Source organism: Heliomicrobium gestii (assembly GCF_009877435.1).
In the GTDB taxonomy this organism is placed as follows: domain Bacteria; phylum Bacillota; class Desulfitobacteriia; order Heliobacteriales; family Heliobacteriaceae; genus Heliomicrobium; species Heliomicrobium gestii.
On record NZ_WXEX01000005.1, the window covers coordinates 120,058 to 134,819 of the forward strand.

Annotated in this window: 12 protein-coding genes; all 12 read right to left on the bottom strand. The window is 61.2% G+C overall.

Going from position 1 to position 14,762, the window contains the following annotated elements; all coding sequences use genetic code 11:
* Positions 1 to 116: 116 nt before the first annotated feature.
* The 12 genes from yabG to GTO89_RS17805 all read right to left on the bottom strand — a co-directional run bounded on the left by yabG (position 117) and on the right by GTO89_RS17805 (position 14,753).
* Positions 117 to 986: a sporulation peptidase YabG gene (gene yabG, locus GTO89_RS07270; protein ID WP_161261413.1), complete on the bottom strand. Its 870-nt coding sequence runs from the start codon at positions 984 to 986 to the stop codon at positions 117 to 119.
* Positions 987 to 1,026: 40 nt separating this feature from the next.
* Positions 1,027 to 2,487 carry an ATP-binding protein gene (locus GTO89_RS07275; protein WP_161261414.1) on the bottom strand — a complete coding sequence of 487 codons (1,461 nt, stop codon included), beginning with the start codon at positions 2,485 to 2,487 and terminating at the stop codon, positions 1,027 to 1,029.
* A gap of 2 nt (positions 2,488 to 2,489) precedes the next feature.
* On the bottom strand, positions 2,490 to 3,842 hold the full coding sequence (locus GTO89_RS07280) for a PP2C family protein-serine/threonine phosphatase (protein ID WP_161261415.1): 1,353 nt from the start codon (positions 3,840 to 3,842) through the stop codon (positions 2,490 to 2,492).
* 5 nt (positions 3,843 to 3,847) lie between these two features.
* Complete coding sequence (locus GTO89_RS07285) at positions 3,848 to 4,153, bottom strand: STAS domain-containing protein (RefSeq protein WP_161261416.1); 306 nt, start codon at positions 4,151 to 4,153, stop codon at positions 3,848 to 3,850.
* Positions 4,154 to 4,323: 170 nt separating this feature from the next.
* Positions 4,324 to 6,129 (bottom strand): DUF342 domain-containing protein, encoded by a 1,806-nt coding sequence (locus tag GTO89_RS07290; RefSeq protein WP_161261417.1) that lies wholly within the window; start codon positions 6,127 to 6,129, stop codon positions 4,324 to 4,326.
* Between the two features lie 189 nt (positions 6,130 to 6,318).
* Entirely contained in the window at positions 6,319 to 7,794 is a 1,476-nt protein-coding gene (locus GTO89_RS07295; RefSeq protein ID WP_161261418.1) for an ammonium transporter, read from the bottom strand.
* 168 nt (positions 7,795 to 7,962) lie between these two features.
* Positions 7,963 to 8,301 (bottom strand): P-II family nitrogen regulator, encoded by a 339-nt coding sequence (locus GTO89_RS07300; protein ID WP_161261419.1) that lies wholly within the window; start codon positions 8,299 to 8,301, stop codon positions 7,963 to 7,965.
* Between the two features lie 241 nt (positions 8,302 to 8,542).
* Positions 8,543 to 10,579 (bottom strand): molybdopterin-dependent oxidoreductase, encoded by a 2,037-nt coding sequence (locus GTO89_RS07305; RefSeq protein WP_161261420.1) that lies wholly within the window; start codon positions 10,577 to 10,579, stop codon positions 8,543 to 8,545.
* Between the two features lie 265 nt (positions 10,580 to 10,844).
* Positions 10,845 to 11,711, bottom strand: coding sequence for a 16S rRNA (adenine(1518)-N(6)/adenine(1519)-N(6))-dimethyltransferase RsmA (gene rsmA, locus GTO89_RS07310; RefSeq protein WP_161261421.1), 867 nt, complete (start codon positions 11,709 to 11,711; stop codon positions 10,845 to 10,847).
* A gap of 49 nt (positions 11,712 to 11,760) precedes the next feature.
* On the bottom strand, positions 11,761 to 12,324 hold the full coding sequence (gene rnmV / locus GTO89_RS07315; protein WP_161261422.1) for a ribonuclease M5: 564 nt from the start codon (positions 12,322 to 12,324) through the stop codon (positions 11,761 to 11,763).
* Between the two features lie 104 nt (positions 12,325 to 12,428).
* Positions 12,429 to 13,472, bottom strand: a complete 1,044-nt coding sequence (locus GTO89_RS07320; protein WP_161261423.1) for a 3D domain-containing protein — start codon at positions 13,470 to 13,472, stop codon at positions 12,429 to 12,431.
* 183 nt (positions 13,473 to 13,655) lie between these two features.
* Positions 13,656 to 14,753: a 3D domain-containing protein gene (locus tag GTO89_RS17805; RefSeq protein ID WP_161261424.1), complete on the bottom strand. Its 1,098-nt coding sequence runs from the start codon at positions 14,751 to 14,753 to the stop codon at positions 13,656 to 13,658.
* Between the last annotated feature and the right edge of the window lie 9 nt (positions 14,754 to 14,762).

Sequence of the window (14,762 nt, forward strand, 5' to 3'; positions counted from 1 at the left end):
TCTTAAAAAATGCACCCGAAGATTATGCGATTACACGACAACGCCCATGGCGGGCGCACTAAAAAACCTGCTGTTAGAAACAGCAGGTTTTTTAGCTGACAGACAGTATGAATCATTCAATAAATCCGTCGCGCGTTCCCCCAGCGAAAACAGCCCCTCGTCTTGATCCCGCCGATGCCTTCGGGGCCGCTGATGGTGTTGGCCAAGACATCCTGGACTTCCACATACTCGTGGACAGGCGTATAGGCGACTTTTTCAGCGATCAACACCGGATCCAGGGCATGGATCATGACACGATCCGGCGAGGAAGCGTAATTGGCGCCGGCTTTCAAGAGGGCTTCGAAGTTGGACTGGCAGCCGCCGGCGAAGATGACCAACTCATCGGGATCGTCGACGACCTTGCGCACCGCCTCTACGGCTTCGACAAAAAAACGAGAGTTGCGATACGCCTCTGCCTCCCCCGTGTCATTTGTGCGCTTTACAAGGCTGTCATGGCCGGTGATGATCAGGATATCGGGCTTGTAACGCTCCAGATGGCGGACGACGACGTCCGGAAAGTGTTTCTCGGGATAACAAAAGCCGCGCGCGCGGATGTTCAATTGTTTGTACGTCTCCAGGCAAAGCTCCAGGTATTCCTCATTGCCGTCGATGTGCAGCACCGAACCCGGCATGTGACAGGCCAGTTTCCGCTGCTGCTCCCGCGTCGGATCGTCATCAAGCGGGAGCGTGGACAACTGGCGCCGGTCGACCAGCCGGGCGATGCGCTTGTAGTTTTGCAATAAAACCCGCTGTTTGTATCTGAATATCTCCAACAGCGGCGGTGTATCGAGATCGCTCACCGGCGCGTCCGCCTCTAGTCGCACATCCAGCCCCAACAGCCGGACTTCCGGCTCCTCCTCCCCCGGCCAGATCTCGGCGATGCGGAAAAAGATGTCGTTTCCATATGAATGACGGGTCACGATGGTCCCGACGCGCATATCCTCCATTTCGCTGCATCTCCCCCATTTGCTACGCTCATACTCCACGTCAGTAATATGAGTATGAGGGGAACGGAGGATGGTGCAGGGGAATCGTCTTCCATTCCTGCCCGACAACGGTGCCGCCCACTCCGGTGTGCAGCAACAGCCGTCCTTTTGCGTCTCCGTCGCATTCCGGCGTCTCTTTCGCGCTGCTGTACAGGCCGAGTCCCTGCAACATGATATAAAAACCTGAACCCAGGGATCCTTTGGTCGAATAGCGATCCATCAGTGTGGCCTTCGGTATTTCTTCTAAGGGGATCCCCGGCCCCTGATCGGCAACCCAAAACCGCAGCGCGCCGTGCCATCGGGCAGGGCTTCCCTTTTCCTGACAAGGAACCGTCCCTGCGTCGCTCGCCGCCGCTGTTACCATTCCCACCGGCTCCGCTTTTTCTTCCTGCGCCCAACGCAGTTCAAAGCCTCCCTGACCGGCATGCTTCACCGCATTCGTCAGCGCCTCCATGCAGCACAAGAGGAACAGGTTGACCTTTCTGTCCGACCAAACCGGCGCTCTCCCTGCCGCAGCAACGGTGTCGGAGGGGCTGTCGGTGACATGGCCCACTTCCGTCTTGCCCTGTTCCGCCATTTTGGCTACGGTCTCGCATAAGACCTTTTTGATCTCGCTCCTCGCTTTTCGCACGTCGGCAGGGTTGCAAACCTCCCCCTCCGCCAACAGCACTCCTTCATCCTTCAACAGGCGCATCTCCGGCTCTTCCAGCAAAACCAGTCTCCCCTGTGTCGCCGCCAGGATCACATCGCGGTACACCTTCCGTTCATAGTCGCGACCAAAACGTTCCTTGCGAACCACCTCAGTGATGTCCAAGGCGACCACACCGCCCCGCCGGGGAGACAGGGGCAGAAAGTGCAGGTCGTAATAGCGCCCCTCCTGGGCGAGAAAATCCCGTTTGGCCGCTCCGTCGGCCAGGGCCGCTTGCATACCGCAAACCAAAAAATCATAGGGAAGGCTTAATTGGCCCCTGCCCAGCGATCGCAAGCCGCTTTCCCCGTAGGCCCAAATCTGCCCCACCGCCAGTTCGTCGATCAGTTGCAGCTTCTCCAGCCGCTCCAACAGTCGCCCTCGCACAGCGCCCTGCACCGATTCGGGCATATACTGGCAGACCATATCGATGAATTGCTCCGGCTCTCCGACGAGAAGGGCATATTCCTCATTGGACAACCGCTGCCCGACGATCCCGTCCCGCAACACCTCGACGATATCGTAGCCGCGGACGCCATCCAACTCCCGCCCGAATATCCCCCGGACGATGACATCGAGATTGGCCGACAGCCGCACCCGGTACCCTTGCTTCCACGGCGCGTCACTGCGGATGCCGAGTCCTGTCGGGCTGATGATCACGACGTCGCCAAAGAACCGTTCCTCCGTCCGGATATCGAGCATCTCGATAGCCAGCGGTTTCTCCAGCTTTCGCCGCAGGTTTCCCCCGTCAATCAAGTCGAGCCATGCCTTCATCGTTATCCCTCTCTCCATAGCCCGACGGCGGTCATATCATCCCACTGGGCGGCATCTTCGGGAAAAGCCCTCGCTGTTTCAAAAACCCCATCCAGCAGCCCTTTTGCTCGCCCGGTTTGAGAGCCGGAAGCCATCTTCCCGCCTGTCGCCTGGGCGGCAGCCTGTTCGCCTTGGGGCAACGGCGCCTCCGGCGTCTCTCTCGAAACCGCTTCGACGGCTCGAATCAGGCCATCCTTCCCGATCCGCCCTCCTTCGGCCGTCCTCGAATCGACCAGGCCGTCGGTAAAGAGCAACAGCCCGTCCCCCGGCCGCAGCGACTCCATCAACACAGGATAGACGGCCCGCTCCTGAAGCCCCAAGGCCGGTCCCTTCCCCGGCAAAAACTCCGCCTTCCCGTCACGGACGCGCAGGGGCGGATAATGGCCTGCATTGACATAGGTGAAGCGACCGCTGGCCACATCGAGGACGGCGTAAAGCAGGGTTACAAAGGTGTTCGACTGCGCCAAATCACGATACAGGCCCCGTTGTATCGCCTCGACCGTTCCACCGGTGTCCTGGTATCTCGTCGTCGCCTGACGGATCACCTGTCGCACCATCACCATCTGCAAGGCAGCCCGGACCCCTTTGCCCATCACATCGGCGATGACCAGGACAATCTTGCTGCCGCCCTGGATGGGGATGATGTCATAGTAATCTCCCCCCAAGGCCCGTGCCGCCATACTCCGTCCGACGATCTGCCAGCGGCCCGGGAGACTCCAGTCAGCCGGACGCATCAGGTGAAGCAGGTTCGCCGCAAGCCGGTCATCCTTCTCTCGGTGGGTCTCACGGGCCGATCCGGCCGGCTTGGCCGGCGTTTCTGCCAGCGCTCCCCCCCGATGCGCCTCTTGCCCTGCCGAAGGGGACGCCGCAGGTGTTGCATCCGCCGGCGCCACCGCCGCATCGGCTGCGCTCGTCGTCATCCCCCGCAGAGTGGCGATGACGCCCTCAAAACCGTTTTCTCCCCGCAGGGGCGCCATCGTTGCCTCGACAAGGGCCCACCCATCTGATGTTCCCTGCGTCTTCCGGACTTGGCCCGGCTTCGGTGTCTCCCCCCCGTCCGGCAGTTGCTTCCGCAGGATCGTGATGTCTGTGCTGTCACGATAGCGGTCGATGTCCAACTGCAACCAGGTGGCCACGCCGACCAGTTGGGAATCGGGCGTATCGCCCTTGAAATGACGCAAAAAGTCATCAGCCGCCCGATTCAGCCAGGGCAACCGGGCATCGGAAAAGAAGACGATGATCGGGTATGGGTAACTCTGGGCCATGGCATGGACAAGCGATGGCCTGATCGGGTAGTTCTGGCGTCGCAAAGCCATGGCATCTATTCCTCCAGCACCCCGAAGACTCCGATCAGTTCCAGGGCGTCTTGAATTTCCGGACTGTATCCCGCCAAGCGACAGACAACGCCCTGCTCCCTGGCGACCCGGATGACCTGCATGAGAGCGCCCACGCCAGTCGAATCCATAAACTCCACCGCTGACAGTTCGAAGACCAGTTCCTTCATACCCAGGTTCTGCGCCAAAAAGGCTTTGTTATCGTGGACAAAGTCTTCGGCGGACTGCATATCCAGATCCTCCGCAAGCCTACACATCCCCGTCTTGCCTTGCAGGGAAAACTGCATTTCCATCGCAACCACTCCCTTCCGACTCGATCGCTTCCGATTCGGTTGCATCCGATTCAGGTGCTTCCGATTCAGGTGCTTCCGATTCGATCGCTTTATATGATCGACTTCGATTCAATCGCTTGCGATGCGATACCTCTCCATAGAATCGCGTCGGTTCAAGGCCTTGCGGCTCGTCACTTCCCTTTCCCCTTCTCGACGACAATGGCTTCCCGTTCACGGTCGCCGCGACAATGGGCTTGCAGTTCCACACGCATGTTTTTCATGCCGTACCGGCCGATCCGCATCGCTACGTTGGGATGGAGCACCCGGGCGATGATGACACCGTCGTCTTTTCCATCGCCTTCGCCGACTTCTGCTCGCGTCTCCACGTTCCCTGTCGACCCCAACTCGCCGCAGACCACCTTTCGCCCAGCGCTGACGACACCGCCTCGAAAGGCGCCGTTGACCACCACGTCGACACCGGCTCTCACCTGCGCATTCACGGCCCCTTGCCCCGTGATCAGCACCGAGCCCGCGGCGGCGATCTGCCCGTTTTGCACATTCGCCACCGTCACATCGGCTGCTGTCGCGACAGACTTCAAGATATCCTGCTCCACCCTGCCCACTTCATCGGCAAGGGGGCTCAAGTCTTCCACTTGTTTGATCAACAATGGTCCCGAGCCGGTGAAGGCGCTCTTCAGCTTTCCCATGAGTTCGGTCAGGGCGGGCGCGCCGACGGCGACCATGGCATGGACATACTCGGGAATATCTTTATACCGGTTTTCCAGCATCAACTTCACGAGGGGGCCGTCGCCGGACAGGCGCAGATCCTTTTGCGAGAACCTGCTGTTTTGTTTTAATTCTTCAATCGCCTGAATGCACTCTCTCAACCGCTGCGCCAGCGGCGTCAATTGCACCAACAGCGACCGCAGCGACGACTTGTCCTTTCCCGACACCACCGTGCCGCCGATCAGGTTGCCCCGGATGGTCACATGGCCTCCGGCCTCGATGCGGGCGCCATAGACAAAGCCCGCCACCGACACCATGCCGGTCGCCTGGACGACAAATCCATCGAGCACATCGCCGGCGACCTGAACATCGCCAGGGAAGTGCACATTCCCGCTTCGGTAATCGACAGTCCCCACATCGAAGAGCGGCAGGATTTCCAATACCTTGGAAACGGGATCCCAATGGGGGCGTCCCGGCGCCGTTGCCACATACCGCCGTCCCATTTCCTGAATGCCGGGGCCGGCATGAACGGCCAGGGCAGCGCCTGATTTGGCAGGAACCTCCTCCCGGCGAACGTTCCATCCCGGGCGACCTGTCGTCTCTCCGGTCTTCACGGCGATCAAGGCGCCCACATCGACGCCTTTTACGGCGTTGCGCTCCCGGTAGTCGACTCGGTCCGTCTCTTTGATCTCCTGTTTCGATGGAAGGGCCAGCAGGCGCAGCACCTCGTCTTCTCCATGGGCCGGCGCCTGTCCATGGGCGATGAGGTAGGTTCCGTTTCGTTTTTCTTTCAGCGCCGCCGTGATCTCTTTCAATTCCAGGGGCGCGACGATTCCCGCTTTTCGCACCGCCTGGACGAGTTCCCACTCGGCTACATCCCGTGGAGGTATGACCTCCTTTACCTCTGCCTTCAGATACAACGTCTCCTGGGGCGGTTGATCGATGAGGTGAAAGACAAAGCCCGAGGCAAAATCCAGCGTTACCGACGCCTCTAACCCGTCCTTGGACACCTGAATCGTCATGTCCGCCCTTGCTTCCACCGGTTGCAACCGGACTTCAATTCGCGATTCCTGATAGATCACGCCTGTCCCCTGGATCTCCTGTTCATCCACCCAGACCTGCATGTGTTCGCCCGGCGCGAGAACGGCGTAATTGCAGGTGCCAACAGGGTTTTGCACATGAACGACGCCATTGTGAACCCCTGCTTTGCCATTGACACAGTCCTCGTCGCGCAGTGCTACTGCTGCGCTTTCTGAGGTTTTGTTCGCCAAGCCCATCCCTTTCTCACCACCGAAAAAGAAATTTTACGACAATTATTCGTGAAAAATTACGCTATCCCTTTTATTTTTGTAAAAAGTTCTTCTTTTCACGGTGAAGACGCGGCAAAAAGCCACAGCCGCCCTGTTGGAGCGGCTGTGGCTTTTTGGTGGGATTTTTTTACCCGGATTTTTTAGCCGGACTTAGTGGCTGTGGACCACACTGGAGCTGGTGCTGGCGCCGGTGTAGGTGACGGAGGAGAGGCCGCCGGCTTGCACAGCGAAGTCGGGGTAGCCTTCCTCGCCGTGTTGGGTGATGTCGAGGCCCGTTTCTTCGTCGTCCGCAGTGACGCGGGCTTTGAAGATGGCGTTGACGATGGTGTAAATGACCAGGGTGCCGATGGCGGCGAAGGCGTAGCTCGCGCCGACAGCGATGAGCTGTTTCACCAGCAGTTCGGACGTGCCGGAGTAGAAGAGGCCGTCGGCGCCGGCGGGGTTGACGGCGGTGGTGGCGAAGATACCGGTGGCGATGGCGCCGAAGGTGCCGCCGACACCGTGGATGCCAAAGGCGTCAAGGGCGTCATCGTAGCCGAGGCGGGGCTTGAGGATGACGGCGAAGTAGCAGAGGACGCCGGCGATGAGACCGATCACGATGGAGGAACCGGGGGTGACGAAACCAGCAGCCGGAGTGATGGCGACGAGACCGGCCACTGCGCCAGAAGCGGCGCCCAGGACGGTGGGTTTGCCTTGGCGAACCCATTCAGCGATGATCCAGCTCATGGCGGCTGCGGCAGCGGCGGTGTTGGTGGTGACGAAAGCGCTGCCGGCGAGGCCGTTGGCGCCGAGGGCGCTGCCGGCGTTGAAGCCGAACCAACCGAACCAGAGGAGACCGGCGCCGAGAACCGTCAGGGGCAGTTGGTGGGGAGGCATCGGGGTGCTGCCCAGGCCGCGGCGTTTGCCGAGCAGGATGGCCAGGACGAGACCGGAGACGCCGGAGCTGATGTGGACGACGGTGCCGCCGGCGAAGTCAAGAGCGCCCAGGTCGCGGATCCAGCCGTGGAGACCCCAGACCCAGTGGGCCAGCGGGAAGTAGATGACGGAGATCCAGACGGCGGTGAAGACCAGGAAGAAGGAGAATTTCATCCGTTCCGCATAGGCGCCGCTGATCAGGGCGGCGGTGATGACAGCAAACATGAGCTGGAACATGGAGAAGACGGAGTGGGGGATGGTGGCGGCATAGTCGGCGTTCGGTTCGGCGCCGACGTTGTTCAGCATGGCCCAGTCGAGAGAGCCGATGATGCCGTTGACATCGGGACCGAAGGCCAGGGAGTAGCCGTAGAGCACCCAGAGGACAGAGACGAGACAGATGATGATGAAGCTGTGCATCATGGTGCTGAGGACGTTTTTCTTGCGGACCATGCCGCCGTAGAACATGGCCAGACCCGGCGTCATCAACAGGACGAGGGCGGCGGAGATGATGATAAAGGCGGTGTCACCGGTATCCACTTTCGGAGCTTCCGGAGCAGCGGCAGCTGCGGTGGCGTCGGCGGCAGGGGCGTCCGTCGTTGCGGCTGCGGCGGTCGCAGCGGCGGGAGCGGTCTCATCGGCGAAGGCGGGCGCCAGGCCCAGGCAGGTCACCGCAATCATCAATAAAAGTGCAAATAAGGCAATGCGCTTCATGAGAAGTCCTCCTCTTCTATACCACTAGTTTTTGGGCTTTATTTTTATGTCGGAGAAACACATAGGGCTCCCGAAGGAAGTTTCACCTCTTCCCTCGGGAGCCCCTATGCTCCCCTAGGCAACCGTTCGGTTCGTCGGAACCGGCAAGGGCCTTTTGCCCCCATATCCTTAGAGCGCCACATCTCCCGTTTCTCCGGTGCGGATGCGGACGGCGTTTTCAATCGGTGATACGAAGATTTTCCCGTCGCCGATCTCTCCGGAACGAACCTGATCGGCGATGACCTTCACCAGTTCGTCGACAAGATTGTCGGCGACGACCACTTCCACCTTCACCTTGGGGAGAAGGTCAATGGTGTACTCGGAACCGCGGTAGAAACCTTTTTTCCCTTTCTGCAACCCGCAGCCGGCTACCTGAGTGACCGTCATCCCGCGCACCCCGATGCGGTTCAGGGCCTCTTTCACTTCATCCAGTTTCGTCGGGCGGATGATCGCTTCGATCTTCTTCATTGAAACCTTCACTCTCCTTACACACTCTGTTTGTCTGCAACGCTCCCGCTTTTACCCGGAGGCGCCGCCCCTCTCCGCCCATGTCGGTTGGCTGGTTCCCGCCAGACCGTGCCGGAAGAGATGATCTTCAGAAGGAAAACAAAAAAACAGAGACAATCCGTGTGGATACACCGGACGTCTCTGTCTTACTTTTATTGTAGCGATTCGGGGCCGAATTGGCAATCCCCCAAATGAACTTTTTTTACTGCTTCAGCGCGATCTCCACATAATTGTCGTTGAAGGAGGACCCGCCGGCCAGCCGTGTCCCCTTCCCGGCGGTGAGGTGATTGACGTTTTTCCCACCGGGCACCCGCGACTGCCAGCGCACCCCTTCCACCACGACGACGCCGGCGGGCACATCGGCGGTGACGCGGGCTTGGAAAAAGGCTTCTCCGAGGGCGTTGAAGGCCCGCACCGTCGCGCCGTCGACGATCTGGCGTTCAGCGGCGTCGGCTTCGGCGATCCGGATCTGCTGGGGACCTTCGCGGCGCTCCGTCTCGCTGGCGCCGCCGAAGGTGCTGTTGAGCAGGTGGTGACCGGGGTTGGCCAGCAGCCGCAAGGGATAGGGCCGCTCGGTCATATCCTTTACGCGGGCGCGGTACTCCGGCAAGGTGGGATAGCCTCGCTCGGCCAGCGCCGGATTCTCAAACATCAACCGGCCGGACTCTGTCTGAAAGCGACCAAAGCGCAGGGGCGGGTTGTCGCCCACATTCAGCCGGACGGCGCGGCCCGCCGCCAGGGCTGCCCGGTCGATCCCTTCCAGCAGCGGTGTTGGCTGGGCCAGCAGATCGTCGATCAGGTCGTCGGCGGTCTTTTGAAAATGAGCTTCCCCAAATCCGAAGGCCGTTGCCAGCAACGTGAAGACCTCCAGGTTGCTCTTGGCCTCCCCCGGCGGCGGCGCGACGGGACGGGCGCGCTGGATGTAAAAATGACCGTAGGAGCGGTAGAGGTCGGCATGTTCCGGCGCCGCCGTCGCCGGGAGCACCAGGTCGGCGTAGCGCGCCGTATCGGTGAGGACCTGTTCGTGAACGACGGTGAACAGGTCCGGTCGAAGCAGCCCCTGCAGCACCTTCTCCGATTCAGGCGCCACCGCCGCCGGGTTGGCGTGATAGACATAGAGGGCTTGGATGGGCGGATCCCGCCGTTCCAGCAGCGCCCGGCCCAGTTCGATCATGTTGATCTCCCGCGCCGGCTTCGGCTGCAGATCGTCGCGGGTGACGACGGCTGTGGGCAGCGCCTGGCCCGTGTTGGAGGAGGCGTGGATGCCGCCGCCTTTTTTGGCGAAGGCGCCGACGAGTCCGGGGAGGCAGGCCAGGGTGCGGTAGATCATCGCCCCGTCCCACTGGCGGTTAGGGCCGTTGCCGACGCGGATGAAGGGCGCGCGGGCGGCGCCGTAGGCGCGTCCCAGTTCCGTGACGGTCGAGGCGGTGATGCCGGTCATGGCCTCCACCTGTTCGGGAGCATAGTCGCGGAGCACTTTTTCCTTGAGCGCCTCATACCCCGCAGTGTGTTCGGCGATGAAGGCATGGTCGAGGCAGTCTTCGCTGATCAGGACGTGCATCATGCCAAGGGCCAAGGCGGTATCGGTTCCCGGCGGGATGAGGATGACACGATCAGCGACGGCGGAGGTGCGATTTTTATAGCAGTCCACCTGGATCACCTGGGCGCCTTTTTTGCGGGCTTCCTGGAGAAAGGGCAGCAGGTGGATGTGGGTGGAGGCGACGTTCATGCCCCAGATCAGGATCAGGTCGGCGTCGACCATCCCTTCAATGTCGCTGCCCATCGTATCCCCCAATGTCATCGACCAGCCCACATCAGCAGTGGTGGCGCAGATGGTTCGCTTGAGACGGCTCGCCCCCAGCCGGTGGAAAAAGGCGTGGCCGCTGTTGCGCTGGACGAGGCCCATGGTGCCGGCGTACGAGTAGGGCAGGATCGCTTCGGCGCCGCTCTCGTCGATGACGGCCTGAAAGCGGCGGACGATGGTGTCGATGGCCTCGTCCCAGGAGATGGGCGCAAAGGCGGCCGTCCCTTTCGGCCCGATGCGGCGCAGCGGTCGGGTCAACCGTTCCGGAGAATGGAGATGCTCCGGAAAGCGGCCCATCTTCCCACAGAGGAAGCCGCGGGTGAAGGGGTGATCCGGGTCGCCTTGACAGGACAGGACCTTGTTTCCTTCCACATCCAAGAGAAGTCCGCAGGCGTCGGGGCAATCGAGAGGGCAGACAGACGGCAAAAGGGGCATCGATTTCATCCTCCTTGTGCTTCAACAGGCAGTGCGCGCGTTCGCGCGTTATTGTCATTGATTCGATGTTTCTTTTATCGATGTTCCTTTGAGCGCAAGCTCGTCTTTCTTCATTTATACCTGAAAGGACCTTCTTCCTGCCTGTGAACCTTCCTCCATCGTAAAATCGGCCTTCCCCCGTCGCCGGCGAAGCAAAAAACCGGCCACAGACCTGACTGGTCCTGCCGGTTTTCTCTTTCCCCTTGCACGCCTGACGGGCTTCGACCTAGAGGGCCGACGCTTCCCGGTACAGGGCGTCGGCCGCTTTGGCAAACTCCTCCAGGTTCAACGTCTCCCCCCGCCGTCCCGTGTCGATGCCGGCCGTCGTCAGCCGTGTGGCCATCTCTTCCTTAGTCAAGGGCACGCCCAGGGCGCCCAGGGCGTTCAACAGCGTCTTGCGCCGCTGGTTGAAGGCGGCCCGGACGACGCGAAAAAAGGCAGCCTCATCGGTGACATCCACCGGAGGCGATGTCCGGCGGTCCAGGCGCACAACAGCGGAACTGACCTTTGGCGGCGGAATGAACGCGCCCGGCGGAACCTTGGTCACCAGTGTGGGAGCACAGCGGTACTGGATGGCCACCGAGAGGGCGCCATAGTCGCTGTGACCGGCCGGCGCAAGCATCCGATCGGCCACCTCCTTCTGCACCATGACCACCAGCCGCGATACGGCAAAGCCGCCCTCGAGAAGGCGCATCAGGATCGGCGTGGTGATGTAATAGGGGAGATTCGCCACAAGGACGAAGGGCTTGTCTCCCCGCCAGGGTTGGGTCACCGCGTCATAGTCGACCTTCAAGGCGTCCTGCCAGAGGATATCCACCTGAGGATGATCCCGGCACAGATCGCTGAGCAGCGGTCGCAGGCTCTCATCCACTTCGACGGCGATCACTTTGCCGCTGGGGCCGACGGCGCGGGCCAGATCGCCTGTCAAGGTGGCCGGACCCGGGCCGATCTCGACGACCACGTCGCCGGCGGACAGATCGGCCGCATCGATGATGCGCGCCACATAGTTCGGGTCGGCCAGGAAGTTCTGGCCCAGTCCCTTTTTGGCGCGAATGCCATACCGATTGAGGTTTTGTCGGAGTTCACCGGCCATCGTCTGTCTGTCTCCTATCTCTGCTTCGCCTATTGTTGCCTGTCTTCTCCTAGCGTTCCCTGCCGTCGATCGCGTCCAACGCCTGTTCGATCTCGCTCCGGCTGAGGCCGAAGTGGTTGACTCGCTGCAAAAACTGCTTGGCATTGGTCCGGCCGATGCCAAGGCGCTCGCCGAGGGCTTCGCGGCGCTGTCCCGCGCCCGGGACGCCGTCGATCCCCCACAGCCGCAGGTCGTCGCGGTTGTACATCTCTCGCTGCGTCCCCGGCGATCGCACCTGAGCCAGGGCCTCACGGATGGCTTGGGAAGAGGCATGTTCAATGCCCACTTTGCCGTCTTTTTTGGCCAGCGCCGCCGGCAAAAAGGCGTGCTTGGCGCCAGGCACGGCTTCGGTCACCCAGCGACGGATCCGTTCGCCCGGTCCGTCGGGATCGGTAAAGACGATGACGCCGCAGCGTTCCTGCGCCCTGCCGATGACCGCCATGGTTTCGGGGCTGATGCCCAATCCCTGTGTCACGATCACTTGGGCGTCGACAGCGCGCCGCACGGCCAGCAGGTCGTCGCGGCCCTCGACGACGATGACTTCCTGTATCTTTTCCCTGGACAGTCGATTCACCTCATTGTCGGTTTTCCCCGTTTGTAAACAAACCAAACCCGCCCCGGATCGGGGCGGGCCAAAAAGGCGCCCTTTGCGCGTTCGCCGCGCTGGATTACATTGCCTTATTCGAGCACATACACCTTTGTCGTCCGTTTGCCCCAACGCCTCGCCTCTTCCGACGACTCCACGAAGACGTCGATGCGCTCGCCGACGATGGCGGAGCCGCGATCAGCCGCCCGGGCAAAGCCATAGCCCTCAATATAGAGGCGTGAGCCCAAGGGGATGATCGATGTGTCAACAGCCACCATCCCTACTTCCGGATAGGCGCCGGAGGCGGTGTTCCGCCCTGTGTGGGAGTAGGCGGTCGCCACCATGTAACGGGCTTCGCGGATGTGGAAGTTAAGGCCGCCCCGCGAGACCTGGTCGATGGTGCCCATGGCCACCACCTGATTGACGGGAGAACGGACGATTTGCTGGGCGATCAGGTCTTTTTTCACCGGTTCGCCGTCTTCATAGGTGACCACCATCCGGTTCCGTTCGAGGCCGGTGCTGCCCCGGGAAACGATCTTGCGCAAGCCCTTTTCCAAGGTGTTGTCCGGTTTTTGCTCTGTCCGGTAGGGGACAGTCTCCTCCTCGACGACCTCTTCCTGGGTGACGCGAACGATGCGGACGGTGGAGGGCTTGTCTACCGTCTGATCGAGCGCTGGTTCCACGCGGTCAAGGGCGCCCAGTTGGATGGAGGTTTGGGCCAGGATATCCCGCACCGAAGCAGGCGTCGTGATCAGTTCCTGCTTTTTGCCGTCGGCAAAGACAGCGATGGGAAAGGCCCGGATGATATGTACGGTCAGCTTTTCTTGCAACAGTGTTGAAACGGGCGGGTCCACTTTGTCCTTTTCGGCCAGAGTCACGCCGGCTTCCGCCAGCGCTTCCCCGACGGTCGTCTTGAAGGTGCCGATGGCTCTTTGTTCGCCATCCACGTCGAGTACAATGTCTTTTTGGAGGTAGCTGTAGATTCCGAAGAGGACGAGCGCGATGCCGGCAAAGAGGCCCAGCGCTGTTCCCCACCGCCGCAGTTCGCCGCCGGGCGGCGGATCGGAGAGCCGTTTGGCCCGCCGGGGCGGGCCTGGGTGAAGTCGCTCGGTCAGATCAGTGGTGTCATCCAGCATGACGGATTCCCCTTTCGACCAAGTGCTTACCGGTAGTGTGCTCTCATTTTACTGAACGAAAGGGGGCTTGTCAAAGCCAAGAATGTTGAATAATGGAAGGAAGTCCATTTTTTATTCGACCTATTTGATCATTTTTTTACTTATGCCTTTTTACAGGCGTTGCTTATTTAAGTGAAGCCATGGTCATTCCAGAATATGTACGGTTACTTGCCGTCTTCCCCATTGAAAACACTCGGCATTGCTGTCGAAAAAAACATCAATGATTGAACCCCGGATGGCCCCGCCCGTGTCGGCAGCGCGCGCCAGCCCGTATCCCTCGACATACAGTGTGGAACCCAGGGGAATCACACTCGGATCGACCGCGACGATGCCCACATGGGGCCAGGTCCCTGTGGCGGTGCGGTTGCCCGTGTGGGTGTAGGCGGTGGCTTCCATGCGCATCGTCCGCCGGATCGCTGCGGCGACCTCTTCTTCGCTGTTCCCCTCGCCCTTTGTTGACGCGGCGATGTCCCGCTCGCCCGGCGCCGCGCCACGGCTGCCCCCCCGCGAGGCGACCAGCCGTCGTTCTCCGCTCCCGCCTCCCCCCCGGATGACCACCTCTGGCCGGGGACGTTGCGTCACTTCCCGCTCGACCGCCTCCGCCGAAACCTCCTGACCGTCTTCGAAGGTCACCTGTTCGCGAACAACAGCCACCCCGTCGGCGCCGGCCACGGCCACCCGCTCGACGCCTTCCGGGAGGGCGCCGTCGTAGATCACCTGCCGGGGGAAGGCAACCGGTTCGCTCCGTTCGCGGGTGCTCCGGGTCAGACGAACCAGCCGCCAACGGCTGGACGCCCCCCCTTCGACGCCGTCACGGCGGTCCAGGCGGTCTTCGGCGCCGACAGCGACACCCAAACCGGCGATGCGCTCCATCGACAGGTCGCCGATCTGGCGAAAGGTGACGATGCGGTTGTCGACGAGCAACTCGACCCAGCGGGATTTGCGAAACTGTACAACCATCCCCGGCAGGATCGGTTTGTCGGCGTCGGGATAGACCCAATCGCCGGGCTCACAGGCGATCCCCTGCCCCCTCAACATTTCACCGACCGTCCGTCCGTTGGCGCGGACAGCCCGCGCTTCCCCATCCACCTCCAGCATGACGGTTTTCCCTCGGACGTCATCAGAAAAAGGGGCCAAAAAAAGCGCGACGACCAATGAAAGGGAGAGCCCCATGACAATGGCCAGACGCGCGGCGCGGCTTTTCTGCCCTTTTTCCTTTGTCGTCATACCTGCAATTGTCATCATGCAACC